Source organism: Pedobacter sp. JY14-1, from assembly GCF_029269825.1.
Lineage (GTDB): Bacteria > Bacteroidota > Bacteroidia > Sphingobacteriales > Sphingobacteriaceae > Pedobacter.
On the sequence record NZ_JARJHU010000001.1, the window covers coordinates 413,497 to 435,044 of the forward strand.

Genomic DNA, 21,548 nt, shown 5'->3' on the forward strand with positions numbered 1-21,548 from the left:
CCTATGCTGAAAAGAATCATAAATAAAGTTCTTGGTGGTTTGGTGGTTCTGTTCTACGGAAAACTACCTGATGATGTAAGGTATTATTACCGGGACACTTATTACTGCCAGCTGATGCAGTTAAAGTACCTGCTCCGGGATTATGTATTTAAACCCCGGTACAAGGAACTTTCCTTCAGCGGTGAGTTTGCTCCTGAACTGCAGTTTGCGCTTCCCTTTGCCTACTGGCATTATAAGAATGGCACGCTGAAGAGTACAAAGGCAGCTAAATTCACAAAAGAACTGTATTTCTTCTCTCCGGATCATGAAGAGTCTTTTGAAACGAGGAGCAATGAGGGCAATTACAATTATGAGATGCCCAGGATCCTGTACAGCCAGAACTACAATATGAAAAAGTGGTTGCCTGTACCACTGAAGGAGGTTTATGCCAACAATATCTATGTATATGACAAGCCGGCCCTGATGATCGCCAACCGTTACAACATGGAGTGGGACGGTCCGCCGATCAGCTTTTACAGCATAGAGGCCCTGGATTTTATCATTAGCAGGCTGAGAGATAAGTATACGATCATCTATAATCGCCCCAGGCCCCAGAACATTACCATGGACAACAGTGATATCTACGACATGGATGAATTTGAATGGCTGAAAAAAACCTATCCTGAGGTCATTCTCATGGAGGACCTATTCCGGGAAAATGCGGCAAAAGCACGCAATTTTAACCACCTGCAGCTGATGGTATACGCAAATGCAGACAAGTTCATTTCGATACATGGCGGCACGGCAACACTGGCCAGCTATTTTGGGGGCACAAACCTGATCCTGTCGAAGCGCGGGCCGGAGCACCATTTCAAGTGCTATTCCAAATTGTACCCTAAGTTTTCCGGTGCCACCATACTGCACGCAAAGACTGATGCACAGGTAAGGGAATATGTAGAACAGTATTTTTAATCTGTATATGAAATCCAAAGACCAGTACTGGCTCAAATCGGGTGTCCTGAATGTTATCCAGAATTTTTCAGGGGTATTTTTTGGCTTTGGCAGTTTTTATTTTCTGGTCAGACTGCTGAGTAAGCATGATTTCGGTGCCTGGACATTATTTATGTCTACGACCACGATCCTGGAGATCGTCAGGAGCGGACTGATCCAGAATGCCCTGGTAAAATACATTTCGTCTTCTGAACCTGAGGAACACCCGAAGATCATTTCCGCCTCCTTGAGCATCAGCGGTGCACTGACGATCGCCTGTGTGGTGGTGAACCTGTTGTTCGGACATTTGCTGGCCAGGCTGTGGGACTCACCGGAACTGACGTTGTTGTTCTATACCTACAATATTGTATTTATCCTGTCGGGTATACTGACACAGTTCAATTGCATTGAACAGGCAAACCTGAATTTCAGCGGCATCGTGGTGACAAACTTCATCAGGCAGAGCACCTTCTTTCTGTTTGTGGTAGCCTGCTTTTTCAGCGGATTTGCCACAAAACTGGTATACCTGGTCTACGTGCAGATATTCAGTGCGTTGCTGAGTACGATCGTGGCCTATGGCTATGTTAGACGACACCTGAAGTTCTCCTTTAAATTGTACCCTGAATGGATGAGGAAACTCTTCAACTATGGCAAGTACGCCTTTGGCACTTCGGTAAGCTCAATCCTTTCGGGAACGATTGACCAGATGATGCTGGGCGCACTGCTTTCTCCTGCAGCGTCTGGTGCTTTTAATATCGCGGTACGGATCACCAACCTTATCGACATCCCTACCAGCGCTGTGGCAAACATCGTTTTCCCACAGAGTGCAAAGCGTATGGAGACCGAGGGTAAGGACGCGATCAGATATCTTTACGAAAAGTCGGTCGGAACGATCCTGGCGATCCTGATCCCGCCGCTGGCTTTTCTTTATTTCTTTGCAGGTTATGTAGTACATTTCATTGCAGGTGCCAAGTATGACGACTCCATTCCGTTGCTGAAGGTAACGCTGATCTATTGCCTGCTGATCCCCTACGGAAGGCAGTTTGGCACCATACTGGACTCGATAGGCAGGACCCGGCTGACCTTTGTGATCGTACTGATCACGGCGAGTCTTAACCTCGGCCTGAACTATATCTTTATCCTGAAATTCGGCGTGATCGGGGCTGCCTACGCGACCCTGATATCCAACATCATCGGCTTTGTCATTGCGCAGTATATACTGAGTAAGGAACTGCATGTGAAAGTCTGGCATACGCTCATTTACGCGTACCGGTTTTACCCGGAAATGTATGAAAAATATTGGCTCAGCAAAAAGCAACCTAAAAACCTATGATCGGTGTAAAATTTAACGGCAGACTCGGCAATCAGATTTTCCAGCTGGCTTTCCTGGAGTACCTGAAAACGAACAACCCAGGTAAAACTTTCTTCTTTGTAAACCCCCATCATTCCTACCTTTCAAAGTATTTCGACATGAGGGGCTTCCATAACCTGACACTGGGCTCCAAAGCCTACTCGGCGGTGACCAGAGTACTGCCAAAGCTGTTCAGGTTCAAGGAAATCTATATTCAGAACATTCAGGTGCCCCGCGAAGTAAAAGTAGAGGACTGGACGATATACAAGGGCTTTTTTCAGACAGATTTTTACCTGAGACATATTAAAGGTCCGTTTCATATCCGGCTGAAGAGAAAATATACTGATGAATTTGACCAGAAATTCGGTGAGGTTTTCAGGAACTCGAAGACGATCGTGGTGCATATCCGGCGAACAGATTACCTCAGCTATGGCAAGCGCGACATTTCGCTGCCGATGGACTATTTCAGGCGCAGACTGGACGCCCTTGGAAATATCGACGATTATAAGGTCTTCTTTGTCAGCGACGATATGGATCATGTGAAGTCTTACTTCCAGGAAAAGCCGAACTACATCTTTTCTTCCAACAGTGAGATCATCGACTTCCAGATCATTAAGAATGCGGACATCGCGATCATTTCCAACAGCAGCTTTGCCTGGTGGGCCGCCTACCTCTCAGAGAAAAACAATAAGGTATATGCACCGAAGAACTGGCTGGGCTTCAGGATCGGCAAGGAGCATCCCAAACGGGTAATGACCGATCGTTTTACCTGGTGTGAGGTCTTAGACTAGGGACCGGTAAACGTCAAAGGTCTGTTCCAGTGATCGGTCTATAGGAAAATCCCGCAGTCGCCGGCTGCCATTTTCTATAAGCTGTAGCCGGTAAGCAGTGTCATTGTATACTTTTTCCATGGCAGCCAGCATGCTTTCCATCTGGTAGGTTTCGAAGAACGCTACGGCTTCTGCCCCTATTTCCCGAAAACAAGGGGTATCGCTCAGGATCACCGGGCACTGCGCCTTGAAAGCTTCCAGAATCGGCAGGCCAAAGCCTTCATGCAGGGAAGGATATACAAATGCTGCCGCATGATGGTACAGGTAGTTCAGCTGCTCATCGCTGACATTGACATGGATTACTTTGTCCTGCAGTTTGAGCCTTTCCATGAGTTCACGGTCTGCTACCTGAATCGGACCGCCTCCGGTAAGCACTGCCCTGACCTCCGGATATTTTGCAGAGAATAACTTAAAAGCATCGAGGAAACGGTAAAAGTTCTTATAACCTCCCCTATCGCCTACGTACAATACGTATTGCTCAGGCAAACCGGTTACCGGTGCATATACCAGCGGCGTATCCAGATCGATGCCATGGTAAATGACCTCGATTCGGGAAGGATCAACATTGGAATAATTGATCAGGTCGAGACGGGTGGTTTCTGAAATGGCGATGATCTTATCAGCGACCTCAATGTTGAGCCGCTTATTCCTGGTCAGCTGGTCCTCGGCCCAGAAATACTCGGGAAGCCGTTCATGAGTCATGTCATGTACCGTAATGACCAGGGACTTTTTATTTCTGCCGATAAAATAAGGATCATAGTAAGTCGGATGCAAAATGTCGTATCTGCCCTTTCCAATCAGGTACTTGCAGTAAGCCTGGTTTATCTTATAGGCCTTGCTGCCGTACCTGGAGTTGAGAAAAAACTTGCCAAGTTTATTGTTGAGCAGTTGGGGCTCATCTTTGATGTAATGATTGGGCGAATACAGGCAGCCGATCTGATAATCAAATTCATTCCTATTTTTGATATCCTGCACCAGGTTGGCAAAATACCGGCTGATACCGCCATAGCGTTGGACACTGAATTTCTGATGGTCAAAAAATATCTTTATCATAGCGGCTTATTGATTACTGGCCTTCAAGTTACAAAAATGAATGAAGCAACGCGCTAAATTCAGAAAGACGTTTTTCCCAGGTATTTTCAGAAGCTATCCTGAGCCGTTCGGCAAGCCGGGAAGCATTGTCGTCGAGCGCAAGCATCAGGGCACGGCCAAATTCGGCCGGGGTTGCGCAATAAGCGACCGTATCGCCCGTAAACTCCACAAGATCAGGATTGAAGTCTGTCGCCACTACTGGTTTGCCGGCCCCCAGGTATTCAAACAGTTTGAGGGGAAATATGGTCCTGCTGACAGTGTCTCTTTTAAAAGGGATCATCGCCACATCAAAACCCTTGATCATACCAGGCATCTCCTGATAAGGCAATCTTCCGGTAAAGAATATGTTCTTTTGATTCCTGAACCCCTCAGGGATATATTCTTCACTTACGGGCCCTGCAAAGACGAAGCTCATCTGCATGTTTTGCCGTGCAACTTCAGCCAGGAGCTCAAAATCCATCCGGCGCTCAATATTGCCGAAATAACCTGCGATCGGCCTTGTTATACCCTCGAGCAAGGGGCTTATCGGCATATCGTCCCGGAGTGCCGACGAACTGTGCGCCAGGTCTGCAGCATTCGGGATGAAATAGGTATTTGGGTTCTCCATACGCTTTTCCTCATAAAGCTGTTTGCTGGTACAGATGACCAGATCGCTTTTCGCTACCAGTCTGCGTTCGGAGATGATCCCGTGACGGCGGTCATAAGGCACGATCAGGGGGTCTACACAATGATAGACACTAAGCCTGGGCGACAAGGGAATGGCAACGCCGGGATAATGAAAATTAAAAGAATTGATGAAAATGAAGTCGCGGATATCGCGGGCTTTCAATACAGCTTTAAGCCTGCTCCGGATCAGTCGTTCATTGATGCGCAGAAAAAAACGGTAAATTACGCCTTCAGGCAGAAAGTTAACAGGCAGCAACGGAAATGTAAACAGGACCTTCAGCTTTTCAGAGGCTGTAGACAATATTCCGTCCCCGGAAAAAAAATACGGTCGGCGTATCCGAAAAGCTTCTGTTTTTCTAAGAGCAAAAAAATCCTTCCAGGTATAGGGATTATCGATATAAAAGACATCATTGTCCTGAGCCAGATATTTCGCCGTAGTAAAGCTCGTAGACTCAAACGGTCCGTCGAATTTGGCGATACCGAGTATAACGATCGTTTTGCCCTTCAGGCTGTTGCTTTCCATCTTTAACCAGGTTTGATTTTTGACGGTCAAGTCTCAAAGTTACATTGATCAATGCCGCCATAAGTGAAAAATAGATATTTAAAGGAAACTGTACAATGGCCTCCTGGGGAAAATTGCCAATATTCATGGCGAAAACGGCAAGTACCATAGCCAGACAATAAGTCTTTAATTCAGGGTCACTGATCTTGAAATAGTTATCAATCCCGGTTTTCAGGATAACAAAAAACAATGCGCAAACAAGGATCAGACCAATCCAGCCCAGTTCTACTGCTACCCTGACATAGCCACTGTCCGGAGGGAACTGAGCCAGAAAGGAATAAGGAGCAAAGCGGACCCCCCACACGCCGGTAGCACCCAGCCCGCCACCAAAAGGATGGCGCTGTATATAGGGCTGTATACGCTTCTGGTTTTGCTTTCTGACGTTATAGGAAGCGTCGTCAGATGGCCTGAAAGCAGACTGAAAACGATTGATCGATGGGTTGGAAGTAGGTACATTAATCAGCGCCAGCATGAATACACCAAAAATACAGGAAAAGACCATGATCTGCCGGTTGAACTTCAACACAGCAAACAGTGCCATAGCTGCCGGAAGGAGCACATATGCGGCCCTGGTCCCCGAATACAGCATCACATTGAGATAAAGCAACGCCAGTAAGGTCAGAATAATTTTAGTCCTCTTACTGGTAGGGCCAAAAATAAGGCTGATGCAGATGATACTGGCCACGATCATGTTGTAAGAGAAGGCGACCGGATCGGAAAATATAGATGACTTACGCCAGTGCCCGTCTATGTAAAGCAGCGACTGCAACAGAGGATTGGAATCCAGTGCGCGCTGTTCGAATTCAAAAAAGCCGAAGTACTCCTGCTTGATGGCATAAATGGCCGCCAGTGTGGCCATACCCAGCCAGATCTTCAGCAGCAGCCGGATGAATTTTACATTGTTAATATGATAGACAAAAATAAAATAGGACAGCATGACTCCCGCGACAGTACGCACGGTATACACCCAGGCGAGCCGTGATTCCGCCGTTGGGTTTGCAAACTGGAAAATATTATATCCTATCCATATCAGAATGACCACAGAAATGGGATTTCTGAAGGCCTCCCAGTTACTTTCCTTTTTCTGCTTGATGAAAAAGCCAATGATGAGCAGCAACAACAGGCCATCCATAACCGTACCTAAAGGAAAGTCTATGCCCAGCGCCAGGATAAACATGATCCAGTAAGCCAGAACAAAGTAAAACAGCACTCCGAACCTGGGAAATTTAAAAATCAGAAAGATCATGACCGGCGCAAGGGCACCGACCATCATCATGGCCATTCCCGTAAAACCCGAACGATAGGCTGCGTAAGATACCCCCATCGCAAAGAAAACAGGCAGTACAACTCCCATAATATGGAGCAACTGGCGCTTCGACAATGAATTATAAATTGCGCTGATCATAAGAAGACGATCTTAATGATAAAAAAAAGCAAACTTAACAGCACGATGGCAATGGCCGCCTTCCTTTTCAGCACTTCATAAAGCCGTTTACGCCTGGCCACTATATCTGTCGGGTTTACCCTCATTAATTCAATGATTAAGCCTCATCCTTACTTTTTTCCGTTTCTCCGGTATAAAAATGCTGCGTGGAAACAGATATTTTGTTTGCCCTTCTGGATTTCAAAAGCGACAACAGCTGATAGCCGATAAAACCGGGTATGTTCCTGAGTGATCTGTAAATGCGCTGGTCGGTATGGGAATGCAGCAAGGCGACAAAGAAAAAAACGACAAAAATACCCAGGGCCGAAAGCCAGAGCAGTGCGGCTGAGAGATGACCGGTCAGTAAATTCAGTGACATGCAAAGCACTGAAGCAAGCAGGAACAAAAATAACGGTGGCCTTAGCAGGACAATACCAAAAAAGAACTGGTTCCGGTTAAGCCTAAGGAGTCCCTTAAAGAAAATACCAAAACCCAGTTTAAAATATTTGAACCAGGTATTGATCCAGCGGCTACGCTGGTTAATCAGCTGTTCAGGGCGCGAAGTCTTTTCATCGAAGACAACAGCTGACATACTAAAGGCTATCCTCACCCCCCGGTTTAGCAGCCAGGCTTGCAGTACTTTATCAAAACCAGCACCAGTAATGTCATGGGTTTCCAGGAATTCCCGGTACAGCGGCACACGGAACGCCATTCCTGACCCAGACAATGTAGCAGATGAACCGATCTCATAAAGGATCCTGCCATCATAAAAATGATAGTAAATATCTCTCGCCGCATCAAGTGCTGCAATCTGTCCCTCAAGGTTTTTGGCTGCCCTGAGTCCCTGTACCACATTGGCACCGGTTGCGAAAGCAACATTCATTTCACGGAGATAGGCAGTATCTACCAGGTTGTCACTGTCAATAATGGTCAGCACATCATGCTGTCTCCGGAAGTTTTTCAGCGCATAATGATGCGACCGGGTATTGCTGGCCAGGACTTCGGGAGGACGCAGCACAACAATCCGGCTGTCGTCAAAATGCAGGTTACTGATGTCGCAGTTATCGGCAACAATATAAACCATATAGTTCTGATAAGGCAGGGCCAGGATAGAATTGACTACTGCAGGAAGCGTTTCGGTATACTGATATGCAGTCACGATAAAGGCATAGTCCAGTTCGGGCAACATGGCATCCGGTATAGCCCTGCCCCGTTTTCTAAGCAAAGGCCAAAGCAGGTACAGCAATGCGGGTAATATAAGGTTGTACCCGATCACCACCTGAATAATTATCCATATCGTGCTAAAAAAATCCATCTATTCCTGGCCGTTAGGCACTTTATTGATCACCCAGCCTTTAAACAAGGTATTGCCTTTAAGGTAGTCGATAAAGCTCTTTTTCTTCTCATTAAGTGTCTGTCCGGATTTGAATACAGCGATGACACCGTCGCTGAAAAGCATCCATTCCTTGGTCTGGTTCATACCATCCAGGGCAGAAGTTTCCACAATGATTACATCAAAGATCTTTTTCAGCAAAGCGATCCGGGCCCGGATCGCCTCCTCTACCGCAAGCTCTAGCAATGCGGTATCTCCACCTTTGTTGCGCAGGATAAATACAGAACCTTCCCGCACAACGCTTTCATCGATCTCTGTTCTTCCCTGGATAAAATCCTCAAGGAAAACGGCACCTGCAGATGCTTTAGAAACCTCAGGATTGGTAAAGTTACCATCGATGAGCAATACTTTATGATTGGTCATTTTCCAGGCAAAGGCAAGACTAAGTGACAGCATGGTCTTTCCCTCTCCCGGCTCAATGCTGGTTACCACAATGATCTTTTGTTCTACCTCATTCTCGATTTCATACCGGATAGAGCGGAGCTGCTGTTTAAAATTAGTATAGGCACTAAGGTTATTGCTATTGGCCCATATCTCATTCAGGTTAAATGCAGCAGATTTAAGGTTACTCAATATCCCCAGCACAGGTGCCTGCGTTGCATTGGCCAGGTCCCGGGCAGTAATGATGCTGTTATCCAGATAATAAATAATAAATATGACCAGTACACAAAAGAAACCACTAATCAGTCCGCTGAGAATAACCAGCAGCATCTTCTTAGAGGGTTGCGGCAAGCCTGCCATTGCCGGCTGTACAACGTTCAGCTTAACTTCAAAGGCATTGCTCAGGTTACTCTCGTTATACTTATTCAGGATATCGAGATATTCCTTACTCGCAATGTCGATATCCATCCCCAGCCGCTGCACATCTGCCTCCCGGGGAACAAGTGCGTCAAATTGGGCATTCAGGGTACGCAGTTCACGTTCCAGCGCATTGATACTATAGCGCGAGATGTCCATCTGCACTTCCAGGTTCATCTTCTGTTCTACAAGCGACTGCTTGGCATTCAGGGGATTGGTAATATACGCGTCAGAAGAACGGTTGATCTCCCTTTCCAGTTTCTGGTTGAGGGAATCGATCGATCGCATATACTTTTCGTCTAGATCATTTTTATAGTATAGGTCGTAAAGACCACTGATCTCGTCTTTAGTATCTACGATACTCTGGTTCACACCTGAGAGGGCAGATTCCAGGTAACGCCTTTCACCAGGTTCAAACTTCCGGTCAATCTCATTGAGCGCACCGGCATAAGACGAAGTCTTCTCCACAGCCTCCTGACGCTTGTTATCGTAGTCAATGATCTGCGCGTATAACTGCTTGGACTGTTCGTCAAGGTTCAGCACCCGGTTCTTTACCTTGTAGTCCCTCAGGCTGTTCATCTTGGTTTCCAGTGTTTCGCTCTTCTGGGCCAACAGGTCCCTCAGGAAGTCATTGGTCCGTACCTGATTGGTCTTTACCGCTTTCGTATAATACTTAATGAACTCGGTGGTCAGTGTATTGACCACAAATGCGGAAAGTTCCGGATCCTCGGATTCCATGGAAACAGAGATAAAATCACTGTCACCTGCCCGAAAAACCTGTATTTTATCGCGAAGACGCTCACTATCGTATTTCATGGATACGATCAGATCGTATAGTTGCTTCTGAAAGACATTGTAAAGGTTAAGACTCCTGCTTCTCCTGTACAGTGCAGAATATTCATTATCTGCGCGCTGCCGTTCTTCCTTACTCAATGCTGCCAATTGCTTACTGGGTTTTCTGAAAGGCTTTGTGGAGCGCAGGTCATGCAGAATCAGCTGGTAAGAAACCTGGTCAAGTATCTTCTTGATCTTCATAGAGGCGACCAGGTTACTGAATTCCTGGGCCACCTGTTGCGCCTGGGGCATTTCCTGCGTCAGCCCGGTGTTCCTGGTTTCATCGATGATACCCGTTGCCACCTGGGCCTGGGAAACATAGGAATCAGGAATGTTTCTGACCAGGAAGTAAGTCACAATCACAGTAGCCACCGGTACTATAATCAGCAGCAGCCTGTTTTTTTTTAGCAGGTTAAGAAATTTCTTCAGTTCTTCCATTTTTACTTTATCTCCTCCAGTTTCTTAACAGTCAGTTCTTCAAGAGATGCCTTTGCCGTAAGGTAGCTGGCTTCTGCCTGGATCTTTGCCAGACTTGCCGAATTGAAGGCGATAGACGCAGTATTATATTCATCAAGTGTAGTCTCTGATTTCTGATACTTTAATTTAATACTTTTCAGATTGCTTTCTGCATCGAGATAAGAATTTGCCGTAGTGGCCAGTGATGCCTTATACTGAAGATAGGTAAAATAACGCGTCTTTACTTCTGCTTCAAGCTGCAGGTTATACTCGGCAAGATTGGATTCGGCCACCTTGACCAATTCCCTCGCCTTTTTGATCTGACTGGGTTTTGCCAGCAGGGTTCCCGGGTTGATGGAAACTCCAAACTGATATCCTGTCAGGATATCTGCAGTAGAGATGTCTACCGAATTGGTGTTTACCTGGTTCGACCTGCTCACATACTGAAAGGAGAAGGGATCCAGCCATGAGGTCTTTGCCCCCGTAAGATCCTGCTTTGCAGCATTCACCTGACTTGAAAATGACTTTAACCGTGGATAATTTTCCTTTGCACTGGCAATTAATTTCTCAAGATATAGATAGGAAACGTCGCTGAGCAGATTCTCCTGTGCCCGGCTGTTAATCGAAATACCAAGGGCGATGGAGAGCAACAGTATTAACCTGAGCATACCTCTTTTCTTGTGCATAGGAAATATAGTTTAGTACCAAATATAGAATAATGTGCTGATATAAGCCAATATTGTACCATATTATAATTTCTACTCCTGTTATTACTTATTAATTCTTACATAAAACAACATATAGTTGTCTGAAAAAATTAAAATTGTAGAGTTCCACAGTTATATGTGGATTTATTTCCACAGCACAAACACCCGTAAGTTTTAATAATGGATTTTTTTTGCCTTTGTGACGGCAAATGCAGGTATTTAATGAATATGGCTGTATTTTTGGTAAGTTATGTTTAACTTAAGAGTTAATTAATTATACCTGATAATTATACGCGTCTATGTCAAAATTTTTACGATGCTTAATACTTCTTTCCGGTCTGTTCGTATTAAGCAACAGCGTTCGTGCCCAGCAATTCCCTTATATACAAAGTTTCCGTAGTTCAACGGCGCCAGGGATGATATTCGGTGGTGAGCCGTCTGCATTCCTTACTGCAGCGGGAAGCGGCTATGAGAACGGGCAACACACAGGTACTCCGATTGACCCGGAAGGCCAAGGGTACCTTAGGTTGACGAACAGCGCAAATTATCAAAAGGGATACGCCATAAGTACAGCGGTTTTTCCTTCAGCCGATGGTCTTTCAGCGGAATTTGAATATTATATCTACGGCGGAAATGGGGCAGATGGCATCAGCTTTTTTCTTTTTGACGCCACTGCAAGTCCATTTGTGATCGGGTCATTTGGCGGTTCCCTGGGTTATGCCCAGACCACCAACCCCACACTGACACCCGGAGTAAGTAAGGGTTATCTTGCAATAGGCCTTGATGAGTATGGAAACTTCTCAAACCCCATAGAAGGACGTCAGGGAGGAATTCCGGGTCTCAGGCCAGGTTCAGTGACCTTAAGAGGGAAGGGAAATGGTGATGCCCTGACACCAGAGAACTATAAATTTCTGGCTACCAGACAAATGTCGGACTTCCCCTCTATTCCGCTGGTAGGCAATGGTGGAATGCGCACACCCAATTCTGCCGACGAGGGCTATCGTAAAGTACTGATGCTGATGGAGCCCAATACGGTTGAAGGCGGGTACAACATTACGGTGCGAATCACAAAGGGTGGATCTCCGATGACGACCGTGACTGTAATCGACCATTTCCACTATGCAGAACCTGCGCCCGCAAACTTAAGATACGGCTTTGCTTCCTCCACCGGTTACCAAACCAATTTTCACGAAGTCCGTAACGTGACAATAGACGTATTGGAAAAAGTGATCAGAACACCTCCCGTTGCGGGAAATGACCAGGTTTCCGCATGCCAGGACAACCAGGCACTTGTTGATGTTGCCGCAAACGACATCACCAACAATGAAGGAGGAACCATAGATAAGGCTACCATTGACTTAGATCCCAATACACCAGGAATACAAAATGTATTTACTATTGCCGGCCGTGGAGTGTTTGCGGTTAACAGCGCCAGATTGGTACAGTTTACCCCAGATAATCCTTTTGTGGGCACTGTAAGCTGCATTTATACCATTAAAGACACTTACGGCATTACTTCCAACAATGCCACTATTACCATTAATTATACTGCAGTGCCTGCACAACCGAATGCCGGGGCAGACCAGTTGGTCACCGTCATTTCGGCTCCTGCCGCAGCAAACCTGCAGGCTACCAGTCCGGGCACAAATGCCGGCACCTGGACACAGATCTCCGGGCCTTCGACTGCATCCTTTGTGAATCCCTCCAGCTTTAATACTACAGCGAACAACCTTACCGGTGGCACTTACGTATTCAGATGGACCGTTCGTGCACCTGGAGGCTGCGAGCTCTTCGATGAGGTTCAGATCACCGTCAACAGAGTTCCCGTCGCCATTGATGATGCGATCACGACCAACCTAAACACAGACATCAAGATACCCGTTCTCGATAACGACACCGATGCAGACGGCAACGGTACTATCGCCCGCAACAGCATCACCATAAAAAGTCCGCCTCAGAATGGCATTATCGTGGTTGATCCGGTGACCGGGATCGTCACTTATAAACCAAACAGCGGCTTTACGGGTTATGATTCCTTTGTATACACAGTTAAAGATGTTTACGGCGCAGAATCCAATACAGCCATAGTGACCATTGCGGTCAACATCAAGCCTACCGGTAATCCCGATAACAGCAATACTACTGCAGGAACTCCGGTAACGGTCCGGGTACTCGACAACGACAATGCCCCTATAGGAACAACGGTAACCAAGAATACAGATCCCGCACACGGTACAGTGGTCCTGAATCCCGATGGCACATTTGCTTATACCCCAAACCCTGATTTCAGCGGCAAGGATACATTTACTTACCGACTGGTAAATAAAGACGGATTACAGTCTGACCCCATCACCGTAACTGTAAATGTAAGACCGGCGGGCACAAATGACCTCGTTACGACCCCTGCCGAAACGCCGGTGATCATTCCGGTAAAGGACAATGACGCCAGCAGGAACGGTACAACTATCGTTATCGCCTCAAGCCCTGCAAACGGCACGGTGGCCATCAATGCGGCAGGAAACCCGGTTTACACACCTGCGCCAGGCTTTTCGGGAACAGATACCTTTACCTATCTGCTACGGACCGCAGATGGCCTGGATTCTGCTCCGATCACCGTCACTGTCCGTGTAAAACCTGTGGGTTCTCCTGACAATGTGACCACTCCTTTCAATACACCGGTTACCATTCCTGTAAAAACAAATGATGCGAGCAAGACCGGAACAACAGTAGTTTTGAAATCCAATCCATCAAGCGGAACGGTTACTACCGACATCCAGGGGAACATGATCTATACGCCAAACAGCGGCTTTACAGGTACCGATGTATATACTTATGTTTTAAGGACTGCAGACGGACTTGAATCTGATCCGATCACTGTTAATGTCACTGTAAGCCCTCAGGTAGTCATTCCAGCTCCGAATATTACCACTGATGCCACTTCCGGAGAACCAAAGGTAATTGACATTCCGATACCTCAGGGAGGCACCGTAGAAATCATTACCCCACCAAAACACGGAACGATAACCTTTGATCCGATCACAGGCAAACCGATCTATACCCCAGATCCGGGGTATACCGGACCTGACGATTTTGTATACATCGTTAAGGATGCTAACGGGAACCAGTCCAATCCAGGTAAGGTGAGCATTACGATAAACCCCGCTCCCATACCGGCAAAAGTTGGCCTGGCGAAGGCGCTCAACAGTTCGGTTAAGAATGTAGACGGTACCTATAACCTATCTTATACCTTTACCCTGGTTAATGTGGGAGAAGCAGACATCAACAGGCTGAGCCTGACGGATAACCTGGCTGCTGCCTTCCCTGGGGCCACCGTTAGGATAAACAGCCTGATCGCACTGGGCTCCCTGGTGATCAACAGTGACTTCAACGGCACTACAAACACCGAAATGCTTTCACAGAACAGTGTATTAAAGGCCCTTTCCAAAGAACTGATCGAGCTGAAGATCACCGTTTCACTTGGGCAGCAGGGAGGTAAATTCAATAACAGCGCATTTGTGACCGGCTTCTCTGCACGTACCGGGCTGATCACTGACGACCAGTCTACTGACGGATTTAACCCTGATCCGTTGAATACCGGTGATTTTTCACCAAATACGCCTACCCCTGTCACTCTGGACAAGGGAGGTATATTTATCCCCGGAGGATTCTCTCCGAACAATGATGGCATTAATGACTTCTTCGTTATTGAAAATGCACTGGGCCGTCAACTGAGCCTGGAGGTCTATAACCGCTGGGGTAACAGGATCTATCGTTCCAAATCTTATCAGAACAACTGGAACGGCAAGACGACTGAAGGGATCCACGTAGGGGAAGATGCACCTGCGGGCACCTATTACTATGTCCTGGTCATCGACGGAAAAGATAAGCGCGTAGGTTACATTACACTTAACAGATAACATGAAAAAGATAACCATAATTTCGATACTGTTTTGCATAGTCGGATTTTCTGACCTTGCAAAGGCACAACAGGATGCGATGTATTCTCAATATATGTTCAATACGCTCGCCATTAACCCTGCCTATGCCGGAAGCAGAAATGTTACATCTGCTACAGCCTTATTCAGAAACCAGTGGACAGGAATAGACGGCGCACCGAAGACCGGTACACTTTCCGTGGATGCGCCTATCCTTAACAAAACGATCGGCCTGGGTGTCCAGGTCTTTACGGATAAGCTCGGGATCACCCAGACAAATGGCGGGACACTCAGCGCAGCCTACCGGATCAGAATGGAAACCGGTTCGCTGAGCTTCGGTATCCAGACGGTATTCAGCCAGTACAGGGCGAACTTTACAGAAGTACCGCTAAGCTCAGCTCCTGCCTACGACCCTGCGTTCGCAGACAATGTCAGCAAGTTCCTGTTCAACGTTGGCACAGGTGCTTACTACAATTCGGATCGTTTTTATGTAGGGCTTTCCGTACTTGACCTGATGCCCAACAGCCTGACCAGATATGAAAGCAACAACATTGCCATGGGCAGTAAGCAGGCCCTGCATGTGTTTCTGGCCAGCGGCTATGTCTTCCCCTTATCGGAAGATTTCAAGCTAAAACCTTCATTTCTGATCAAAGGTGTAAAGGGTGCCCCGCTGGAAGCCGACCTGAATGCTGCATTATGGATCAAGGATGCCGTGAGCATCGGCGCACAATACCGCACCAGTGCTGACATCGGCGCGATGGTCGAGATACAGGCTAAGCCGCAGATCAGGATCGGTTATGCTTATGACCGGAGCACCACTGTGCTTAAGGAATTCAATTCCGGTAGTCATGAGATCATGCTGCGTTATGAATTCGGCTTTAGTAAAGGTAAAATTTTGTCTCCAAGATATTTCTGACATAAGAACTATGAAATTACTTAACTACCATATCCTGCTTTGCGCAGGTCTTTTAACCTGGAGCACACAGACACAGGCACAGGCCCCGGCTGCTTCGGGTGATCCTGCCCTGAGAAAAGCCACCGCGGAATTCAGTGCGCTAAGGTATATTTCTGCAGTTCCGGAATTAAAAAAAGTCCTGGAAAAAGATTCTTCGAACTTAAAAGCGCAGGAAATGCTCGCCTACAGTTACCGCATGCTGAAGAATTATGATGAAGCGCTTTTCTGGTACGACAAGCTGGGTAAACAAAAGAACCCCGATGCCAGATGGGCGCTTTATCTGGCCGAGGCCCTTGCCAGCAAGCAGCACTATGAGCGTTCTGAAGGCTGGTACAGAAAATACCTGAGCATGGTGCCGGACGACAAGCGGGCGGCGGGCTTTACTTCCGGGAAGCTGCGCCAGATCACAAAGAATACCAGCAACTGGAAACTTTCTTACACCAATCTGAATAGCCAGGGCTCAGATTATGCGCCTGCTTATTACAAAGAAGGATTGATTTTCAGCAGCACCAGGAAGCAAGGCCGAATTTCAAAAACAGTTTTCGGATGGGACAATACACCGTTTACTAATCTTTACAGCGTAGCCAATCTCAAAGACATCAGGAATATAGACCCCGATAGTTTGCTTGCCGCTGCTCAGACCGGCGGAAAAAACAAATACCGCTTTAATGACGACGACACCAGTCCTACAAGTAACGACAGCCAAACACTGGGTAATTATACGCCTGGCCTGGAGCGGGATACCATCGCCACGCTGCTTAAGGAAAAAATCGCCGTCACACCGTTGAGCGGAAAGGTAAACACCAGATTTCATGAAGGTCCGGCTGCTGTGTTTCCGGACGGATCGATCATCTTTACCCGTAACAATTACTATGCGGGCAGCGCACAGACCAGCAAAGACGGCATCAACAAACTGAAGATGTTTACCGTCAACAAGGACCTGAGTAAAATCACACCTTTTCTTTACAATAACGACGAGTATTCCGTAGGCCATCCGACACTGAACAGTGACGGCACTCTGCTCATCTTTGCGTCGGATATGCCTGGAGGATATGGGGGTACAGATCTTTATTACAGTGTACGGTCCGGTTCGGGTCAGTGGACAAGACCGGTAAATCTGGGTAAGCAGATCAATACCGAAGGTAATGAAATGTTCCCCTTCCTGGGCAAAGACAATGTGCTCAGCTTTGCTTCTACGGGGCATCCCGGACTTGGAGGACTCGATGTATTTGAAGTAGAATTAAAGGAGATGAAACCGGTATCTCCAGTGAGGAACCTGGGCATACCGATCAACTCTCCTTACGATGATTTCTCGCTGATCAAAGATGCGGAAGGTAAAACCGGCTTCTTGTCTTCCAACCGCAGGGGCAATGACGATATCTACCGGTTCTCCAGAGCCACCTACAGAATACTGCTGGAAGGCATTGTTACAGATGCCAAAACCCGCCTGCCTCTTCCGGGTAGCCGCATCCTCCTTCGCCATCTGGATGGCATTGATACCATTCGTACCAATTCGAAAGGAGAATTCCGTCGTGAAATGCCAATTGATGCAGAATATGAAACTACTGCCCAGAAACTGGGTTATGTCAGCCAGACAGGATTCGTAAGTTCCATTGGCATTGAAAGGGATACTGTACTGAAAATGGAGATCCGCCTGAACAAAACTGAGACCGCGCAACAATATGTACTGAATAACTGTGATTCCCTGAAAAAGATCTTTGCAGTACAGAATATTTACTACGATCTCGATAAATCGGATATCAGGCCAGATGCCCGGCCGGCGCTTGACGAACTTGTCGTTCTGATGAGAAAATATCCCGAGATCACGGTCATTACCTCCAGCCACTGTGACAGCCGTGCCTCAGAGGCCTATAACAGAAGCCTTTCCCTCAGAAGGGCAGAGTCTTCTAAAAGTTACCTGGTATCCAAGGGCATACCTGCGTCCAGGATAAGGGTTGAATATTATGGAAAGACAAGGCTGGTGAACCGTTGCTTCGATGGCATCCCCTGCTCTGAAGCTGACCAGCAACTGAACCGCAGGACTGAATTCGACGTCATTCTTAACGGAGTAAACATTACCCGACAGAACTGTAACGAGTAGACCCGGTGTACGCTATAAATACAATAAGCATGAAAAAGGCGGTCAAATACTGACCGCCTTTTTCATGCAACAGATTATACCTGCTCCTTCTGGACCGCAGCAGGGAGTGTTTTCAACAAAATCTTCAGGTCCAGCCAGAATGAATGGTTCTGGGCATAAAAGTTATCCAGCTTTTTACGTTCACGTTCGGACATGTCTGCCTTACCGCGTCTGCTTACCTGCCAGAGCCCCGTCAGGCCTGCCGGGCCCAGGAACCGCATTGTCCATTCATTTGAAGTCAGCATCTCCGCCTCATACAGCGGCAGAGGGCGATTACCTACTAGTGACATATCGCCTATAAAGACGTTAAACAGTTGCGGTAACTCGTCAATACTGTATTTTCTGATGAAATGGCCGAACCGGGTAATCCTGGGGTCATTCTTTAGTTTCACAAAGGTCGTCGCGCCCGTTTCCGACTTACTGTACTGGTTCAGCGCCTCCAGGTTCTTCAGTTCATTGCTCGCCCCCTGTCTCATGGAACGGAACTTATAAAAATCAAATACACGATAACCGGTCCCTACCCGCTTGCTTTTAAAAATTACAGGTCCTTTTGATTCCAACGCTACAATAATCCCCACGATGATCAGCAGGGGCGATAAAATCAACAATGCCATACCCGACGCCAGAATATCAAAAAGACGTTTGGCCACCGGCATTTTGTAGGTATAGTCTATATTGGAAAGATCTGAGAGTTGTGGCTTGAACAGCTTAAACTTCACCAGGAAGAAAATGCGTTCACAGAGATCAGCTACAGGAACAGGTGCATGGTAAAGGTCGTTTACCTTCAGCTGCATTGCCTTCTTCCTGATAACCGGATCTTTTGTACTGCTCAGCAATATGATTACCAATCCCTTCAGCAATACATTCTTTTTAAGCTTATCTACATAGTCGAAGCAATGATTATGTTCGTCTACTTCTAAAATAATAACATCCGGGAGGGTATAAATAGACTGGTCTTTAAGATAGGTATCCGCAGCTTCAATATCCTGTTCTGCCTGTACGCTGAAAGACTCATTCAGCACAGGAAGCAACTCCCCGGCAAATGAAGGGGCAGAATACAAAAGAGAAATGGACTTATGGGGCGCCCTGGCCTGTTTAACTTCCTGCTGCGTCATATTTCTGAAAAACTTTAGATATGGCTTCCTTCAATTGAGTAGGATTGAAAGGTTTAGGGATACAAGCATCCAGCTGAAAGGGCATTCGCGAGATCCGCTCCTCCAGATTCTGTGCACCTGAAAGAATGATCACCGGGGTGTCCCGGTAAAATCCACTGATCTTCAGGTTGTAAATAAAAGAGCTCCCATCAAAATAAGGCATTTCCAGGTCGGAAATAATCAAAGATGGAGAATTTCCTTCCTCGAGCCAGCTAAGGGCCTCGACACCGCTGGTCTTGATCACCAGTTCATATAGATCCGACAGTACAAAATTCAGCAGCTTTAGTATACTGACCTCATCATCAACGATTAATACCTGCTTTTTAGTCATTTTAGGGAGAACAAGGACGCTTTGATTTTACACAACGAACATACAAAATATTTTATTCAAAAAATTAATGACAGCCATAAAAAACAGTAAAAAAAGCCGTTTTAATATAGAAAAAAAGCCACTGCAGATTTAACAGTGGCTTTATACAGGCAGAAATTAAAATAATGTTAATTCTTTGGTTGCACACGCCCGGACTTGCGGTCCTGGTCCCTGCCGATCAGGTAACCGGTACCCGCACCAACCAAACCACCGATGATGGCACCACGGCCATCTTTTTTATCCAGCAATACACCACCTAAAGCGCCTGCGCCAGCACCGATTACCGTACCCTTGGCAGCGGCGCTCCATCCTTTTTTCTTGGCAGGAGTCTCACTATATTGTGTTGGCGCCGGTGCCGCGTCTGTACGTTCTGATAACAATAGCGTCCTCTTCTCCTCACGTATACGTGCCTTTTCCTCTGCTACCCTGGCCGCAACAAGCTCATCCTGTTTTTTCTTTTCATCAGCACGCTTGAAACTGTCCAGCTTAAGGCTGTCCCTAACCGCGATCATTGCCTTCTGTTTCATGGCCGCTTCCTCCTTAGCATTGTTCTTACAAGCCGGGAAAGTGATGGCTATGGCCAATATTGCAAATAAATATTTCATAATGAGTAGATATAGTTAAACAATTAGCTTTTCAGTAGTTAATGAGAAAAAATGATGCCAAACCAGAAAAAAGTGCCTCTACTTGTCCTCCAGCGTCGAAAATGTAGTACCAGGCTCAAAGTCACTGTCATCGCTTTCTCCATCAGGATGTCCTGTAATGCGGTCGTTGTCATCGTTAAAACGTGCGGCAACCGTCTTTCCTGCAGAAGAGCCATCTGCATCTGCCGTCAGGTCAGCTTCTTCTTCTGCGATCTTTCTGTTGGGTTCACCTCCTTTTTTTCCGTTCATATCTCCAAATTTAATCCGTTCTATAAACAGGCATTTACCTCAAATGGTTCATTTTATTTGACTGCGGCTATCAAAAACCTTACTTTGGAACCTTTTCAGCTTATGCACATTTCAGTCACCAATTCCTGCGAGGTACAGCCCCACGAAAAAACGGTCAGTATACTTGGCTGCGGATGGTTCGGTTTTGCACTTGCCAAAGCCTTGATCAAGGATGGCTTCCAGGTCTATGGATCCACTACAACGCCAGAGAAGGCAGAAAGACTCGAAACAGAAGGCATAAAGCCGTTCGTGATCCTGTCGACTCGGGAAGGAATTTCAGAAAGCGGGGATTTTTTTGACGCTAGTGTACTCATCATTGCTATTCCACCTGGAAGAAAGCCGGAAAGCACTGCGCAATATCCGGAAAAGATCAGCAGTATACGGGATGCCGCACTCAACGGCCTTGTAAGGAAGCTTATTTTTATCAGCTCAACTTCAGTATACGGCGACCTCAATGTTGAGTTTTCTGAAAAAGACCCGCCCAGTCCTGAAACGGCGTCCGGGCAATCCATGGTGAAAGCCGAAAATATATTGCAGCAATCCCCACTGCAGACGACGGTGATCCGTTTTGCGGGGCTCGTAGGCCCCGGACGTGACCCGGGAAGATTTTTTGCAGGCAAAACCAACATACCCAATGGCCGCGCACCGGTAAACCTGATTCATCTTGACGATTGCGTAGGTCTTACTCAGGCTGTCATCAGCAACCAGCTCTTCGGACATACATTCAATGCCGTTGCCCCTCATCATCCTTCTAAACAAGAATTTTACACTCAGGCAACCAACAATTCACGACTTAGTCCGGCCCATTTTATCGATGAGCTTTCTGTCTGGAAGAAGGTCGCTACCAACAGGATACCAGACCCCTTACCGTACAATTTCAAAGTGGCTGACTGGAACGACTGGCTATCAGCCGGAAAATTGTAGCACGCCGCTGACGGTACAAGCGGTAAAAAATAATAACTTCGCCAGCTATTTTGACTG

General features: G+C 46.8%; 18 protein-coding genes. 7 read left to right on the top strand and 11 right to left on the bottom strand.

Annotation, left to right across the window (positions count from 1 at the left end; translation table 11 throughout):
- Positions 1-3: 3 nt before the first annotated feature.
- Genes P2W84_RS01815 through P2W84_RS01825 form a run of 3 tightly spaced genes read left to right on the top strand, consistent with a single transcriptional unit; the run spans position 4 to position 3,111 of the window.
- On the top strand, positions 4-951 hold the full coding sequence (locus P2W84_RS01815; RefSeq protein WP_276088388.1) for a hypothetical protein: 948 nt from the start codon (positions 4-6) through the stop codon (positions 949-951).
- Positions 952-958: 7 nt separating this feature from the next.
- A complete protein-coding gene (locus P2W84_RS01820; protein ID WP_276088389.1) occupies positions 959-2,302 on the top strand; it encodes a flippase in 1,344 nt (447 codons plus the stop codon).
- Positions 2,299-3,111, top strand: a complete 813-nt coding sequence (locus tag P2W84_RS01825; protein WP_276088390.1) for an alpha-1,2-fucosyltransferase — start codon at positions 2,299-2,301, stop codon at positions 3,109-3,111. The genes P2W84_RS01820 and P2W84_RS01825 overlap by 4 nt, the downstream gene beginning before the upstream one ends.
- Here P2W84_RS01825 and P2W84_RS01830 read toward each other — a convergent pair.
- The 7 genes from P2W84_RS01830 to P2W84_RS01860 are packed head-to-tail and all read right to left on the bottom strand — an operon-like array spanning position 3,103 to position 11,060.
- Positions 3,103-4,203 (bottom strand): glycosyltransferase family 1 protein, encoded by a 1,101-nt coding sequence (locus tag P2W84_RS01830; protein WP_276088391.1) that lies wholly within the window; start codon positions 4,201-4,203, stop codon positions 3,103-3,105. The genes P2W84_RS01825 and P2W84_RS01830 overlap by 9 nt on opposite strands.
- Before the next feature lie 28 nt (positions 4,204-4,231).
- Complete coding sequence (locus P2W84_RS01835) at positions 4,232-5,431, bottom strand: glycosyltransferase (protein WP_276088392.1); 1,200 nt, start codon at positions 5,429-5,431, stop codon at positions 4,232-4,234.
- Positions 5,361-6,875 (bottom strand): O-antigen ligase family protein, encoded by a 1,515-nt coding sequence (locus tag P2W84_RS01840; RefSeq protein WP_276088393.1) that lies wholly within the window; start codon positions 6,873-6,875, stop codon positions 5,361-5,363. Before P2W84_RS01840 ends, P2W84_RS01835 begins: the two co-directional genes overlap by 71 nt.
- Positions 6,872-7,000 (bottom strand): hypothetical protein, encoded by a 129-nt coding sequence (locus P2W84_RS01845; protein WP_276088394.1) that lies wholly within the window; start codon positions 6,998-7,000, stop codon positions 6,872-6,874. Before P2W84_RS01845 ends, P2W84_RS01840 begins: the two co-directional genes overlap by 4 nt.
- A gap of 11 nt (positions 7,001-7,011) precedes the next feature.
- The gene (locus P2W84_RS01850; RefSeq protein WP_276088395.1) at positions 7,012-8,208 is read right to left on the bottom strand and encodes a glycosyltransferase; all 1,197 of its coding nucleotides are present in this window, start codon (positions 8,206-8,208) and stop codon (positions 7,012-7,014) included.
- On the bottom strand, positions 8,209-10,356 hold the full coding sequence (locus P2W84_RS01855; RefSeq protein ID WP_276088396.1) for a lipopolysaccharide biosynthesis protein: 2,148 nt from the start codon (positions 10,354-10,356) through the stop codon (positions 8,209-8,211).
- A gap of 2 nt (positions 10,357-10,358) precedes the next feature.
- Complete coding sequence (locus P2W84_RS01860) at positions 10,359-11,060, bottom strand: TolC family protein (protein ID WP_276088397.1); 702 nt, start codon at positions 11,058-11,060, stop codon at positions 10,359-10,361.
- Positions 11,061-11,380: 320 nt separating this feature from the next.
- Here P2W84_RS01860 and P2W84_RS01865 point away from each other — a divergent pair, with 320 nt between their 5' ends.
- The 3 genes from P2W84_RS01865 to P2W84_RS01875 are packed head-to-tail and all read left to right on the top strand — an operon-like array spanning position 11,381 to position 18,072.
- A complete protein-coding gene (locus P2W84_RS01865; protein WP_276088398.1) occupies positions 11,381-14,998 on the top strand; it encodes an Ig-like domain-containing protein in 3,618 nt (1,205 codons plus the stop codon).
- A 1-nt stretch (position 14,999) separates the two neighbouring features.
- The gene (locus tag P2W84_RS01870; RefSeq protein WP_276088399.1) at positions 15,000-15,932 is read left to right on the top strand and encodes a type IX secretion system membrane protein PorP/SprF; all 933 of its coding nucleotides are present in this window, start codon (positions 15,000-15,002) and stop codon (positions 15,930-15,932) included.
- Positions 15,933-15,942: 10 nt separating this feature from the next.
- Entirely contained in the window at positions 15,943-18,072 is a 2,130-nt protein-coding gene (locus P2W84_RS01875) for an OmpA family protein (protein WP_276088400.1), read from the top strand.
- Positions 18,073-18,146: 74 nt separating this feature from the next.
- On the opposite strand, the gene P2W84_RS01880 is transcribed toward P2W84_RS01875, so the two are convergent.
- The 4 genes from P2W84_RS01880 to P2W84_RS01895 form a co-directional block, all read right to left on the bottom strand.
- On the bottom strand, positions 18,147-19,226 hold the full coding sequence (locus P2W84_RS01880) for a sugar transferase (protein WP_276088401.1): 1,080 nt from the start codon (positions 19,224-19,226) through the stop codon (positions 18,147-18,149).
- Complete coding sequence (locus P2W84_RS01885) at positions 19,207-19,596, bottom strand: response regulator (RefSeq protein WP_276088402.1); 390 nt, start codon at positions 19,594-19,596, stop codon at positions 19,207-19,209. The genes P2W84_RS01880 and P2W84_RS01885 overlap by 20 nt, the downstream gene beginning before the upstream one ends.
- Positions 19,597-19,763: 167 nt before the next feature.
- Complete coding sequence (locus P2W84_RS01890) at positions 19,764-20,240, bottom strand: YMGG-like glycine zipper-containing protein (RefSeq protein ID WP_276088403.1); 477 nt, start codon at positions 20,238-20,240, stop codon at positions 19,764-19,766.
- A 78-nt stretch (positions 20,241-20,318) separates the two neighbouring features.
- Entirely contained in the window at positions 20,319-20,528 is a 210-nt protein-coding gene (locus P2W84_RS01895; protein WP_276088404.1) for a hypothetical protein, read from the bottom strand.
- 84 nt (positions 20,529-20,612) lie between these two features.
- Here P2W84_RS01895 and P2W84_RS01900 point away from each other — a divergent pair, with 84 nt between their 5' ends.
- Positions 20,613-21,491 carry an SDR family oxidoreductase gene (locus P2W84_RS01900; RefSeq protein ID WP_276088405.1) on the top strand — a complete coding sequence of 293 codons (879 nt, stop codon included), beginning with the start codon at positions 20,613-20,615 and terminating at the stop codon, positions 21,489-21,491.
- Positions 21,492-21,548 lie beyond the last annotated feature (57 nt).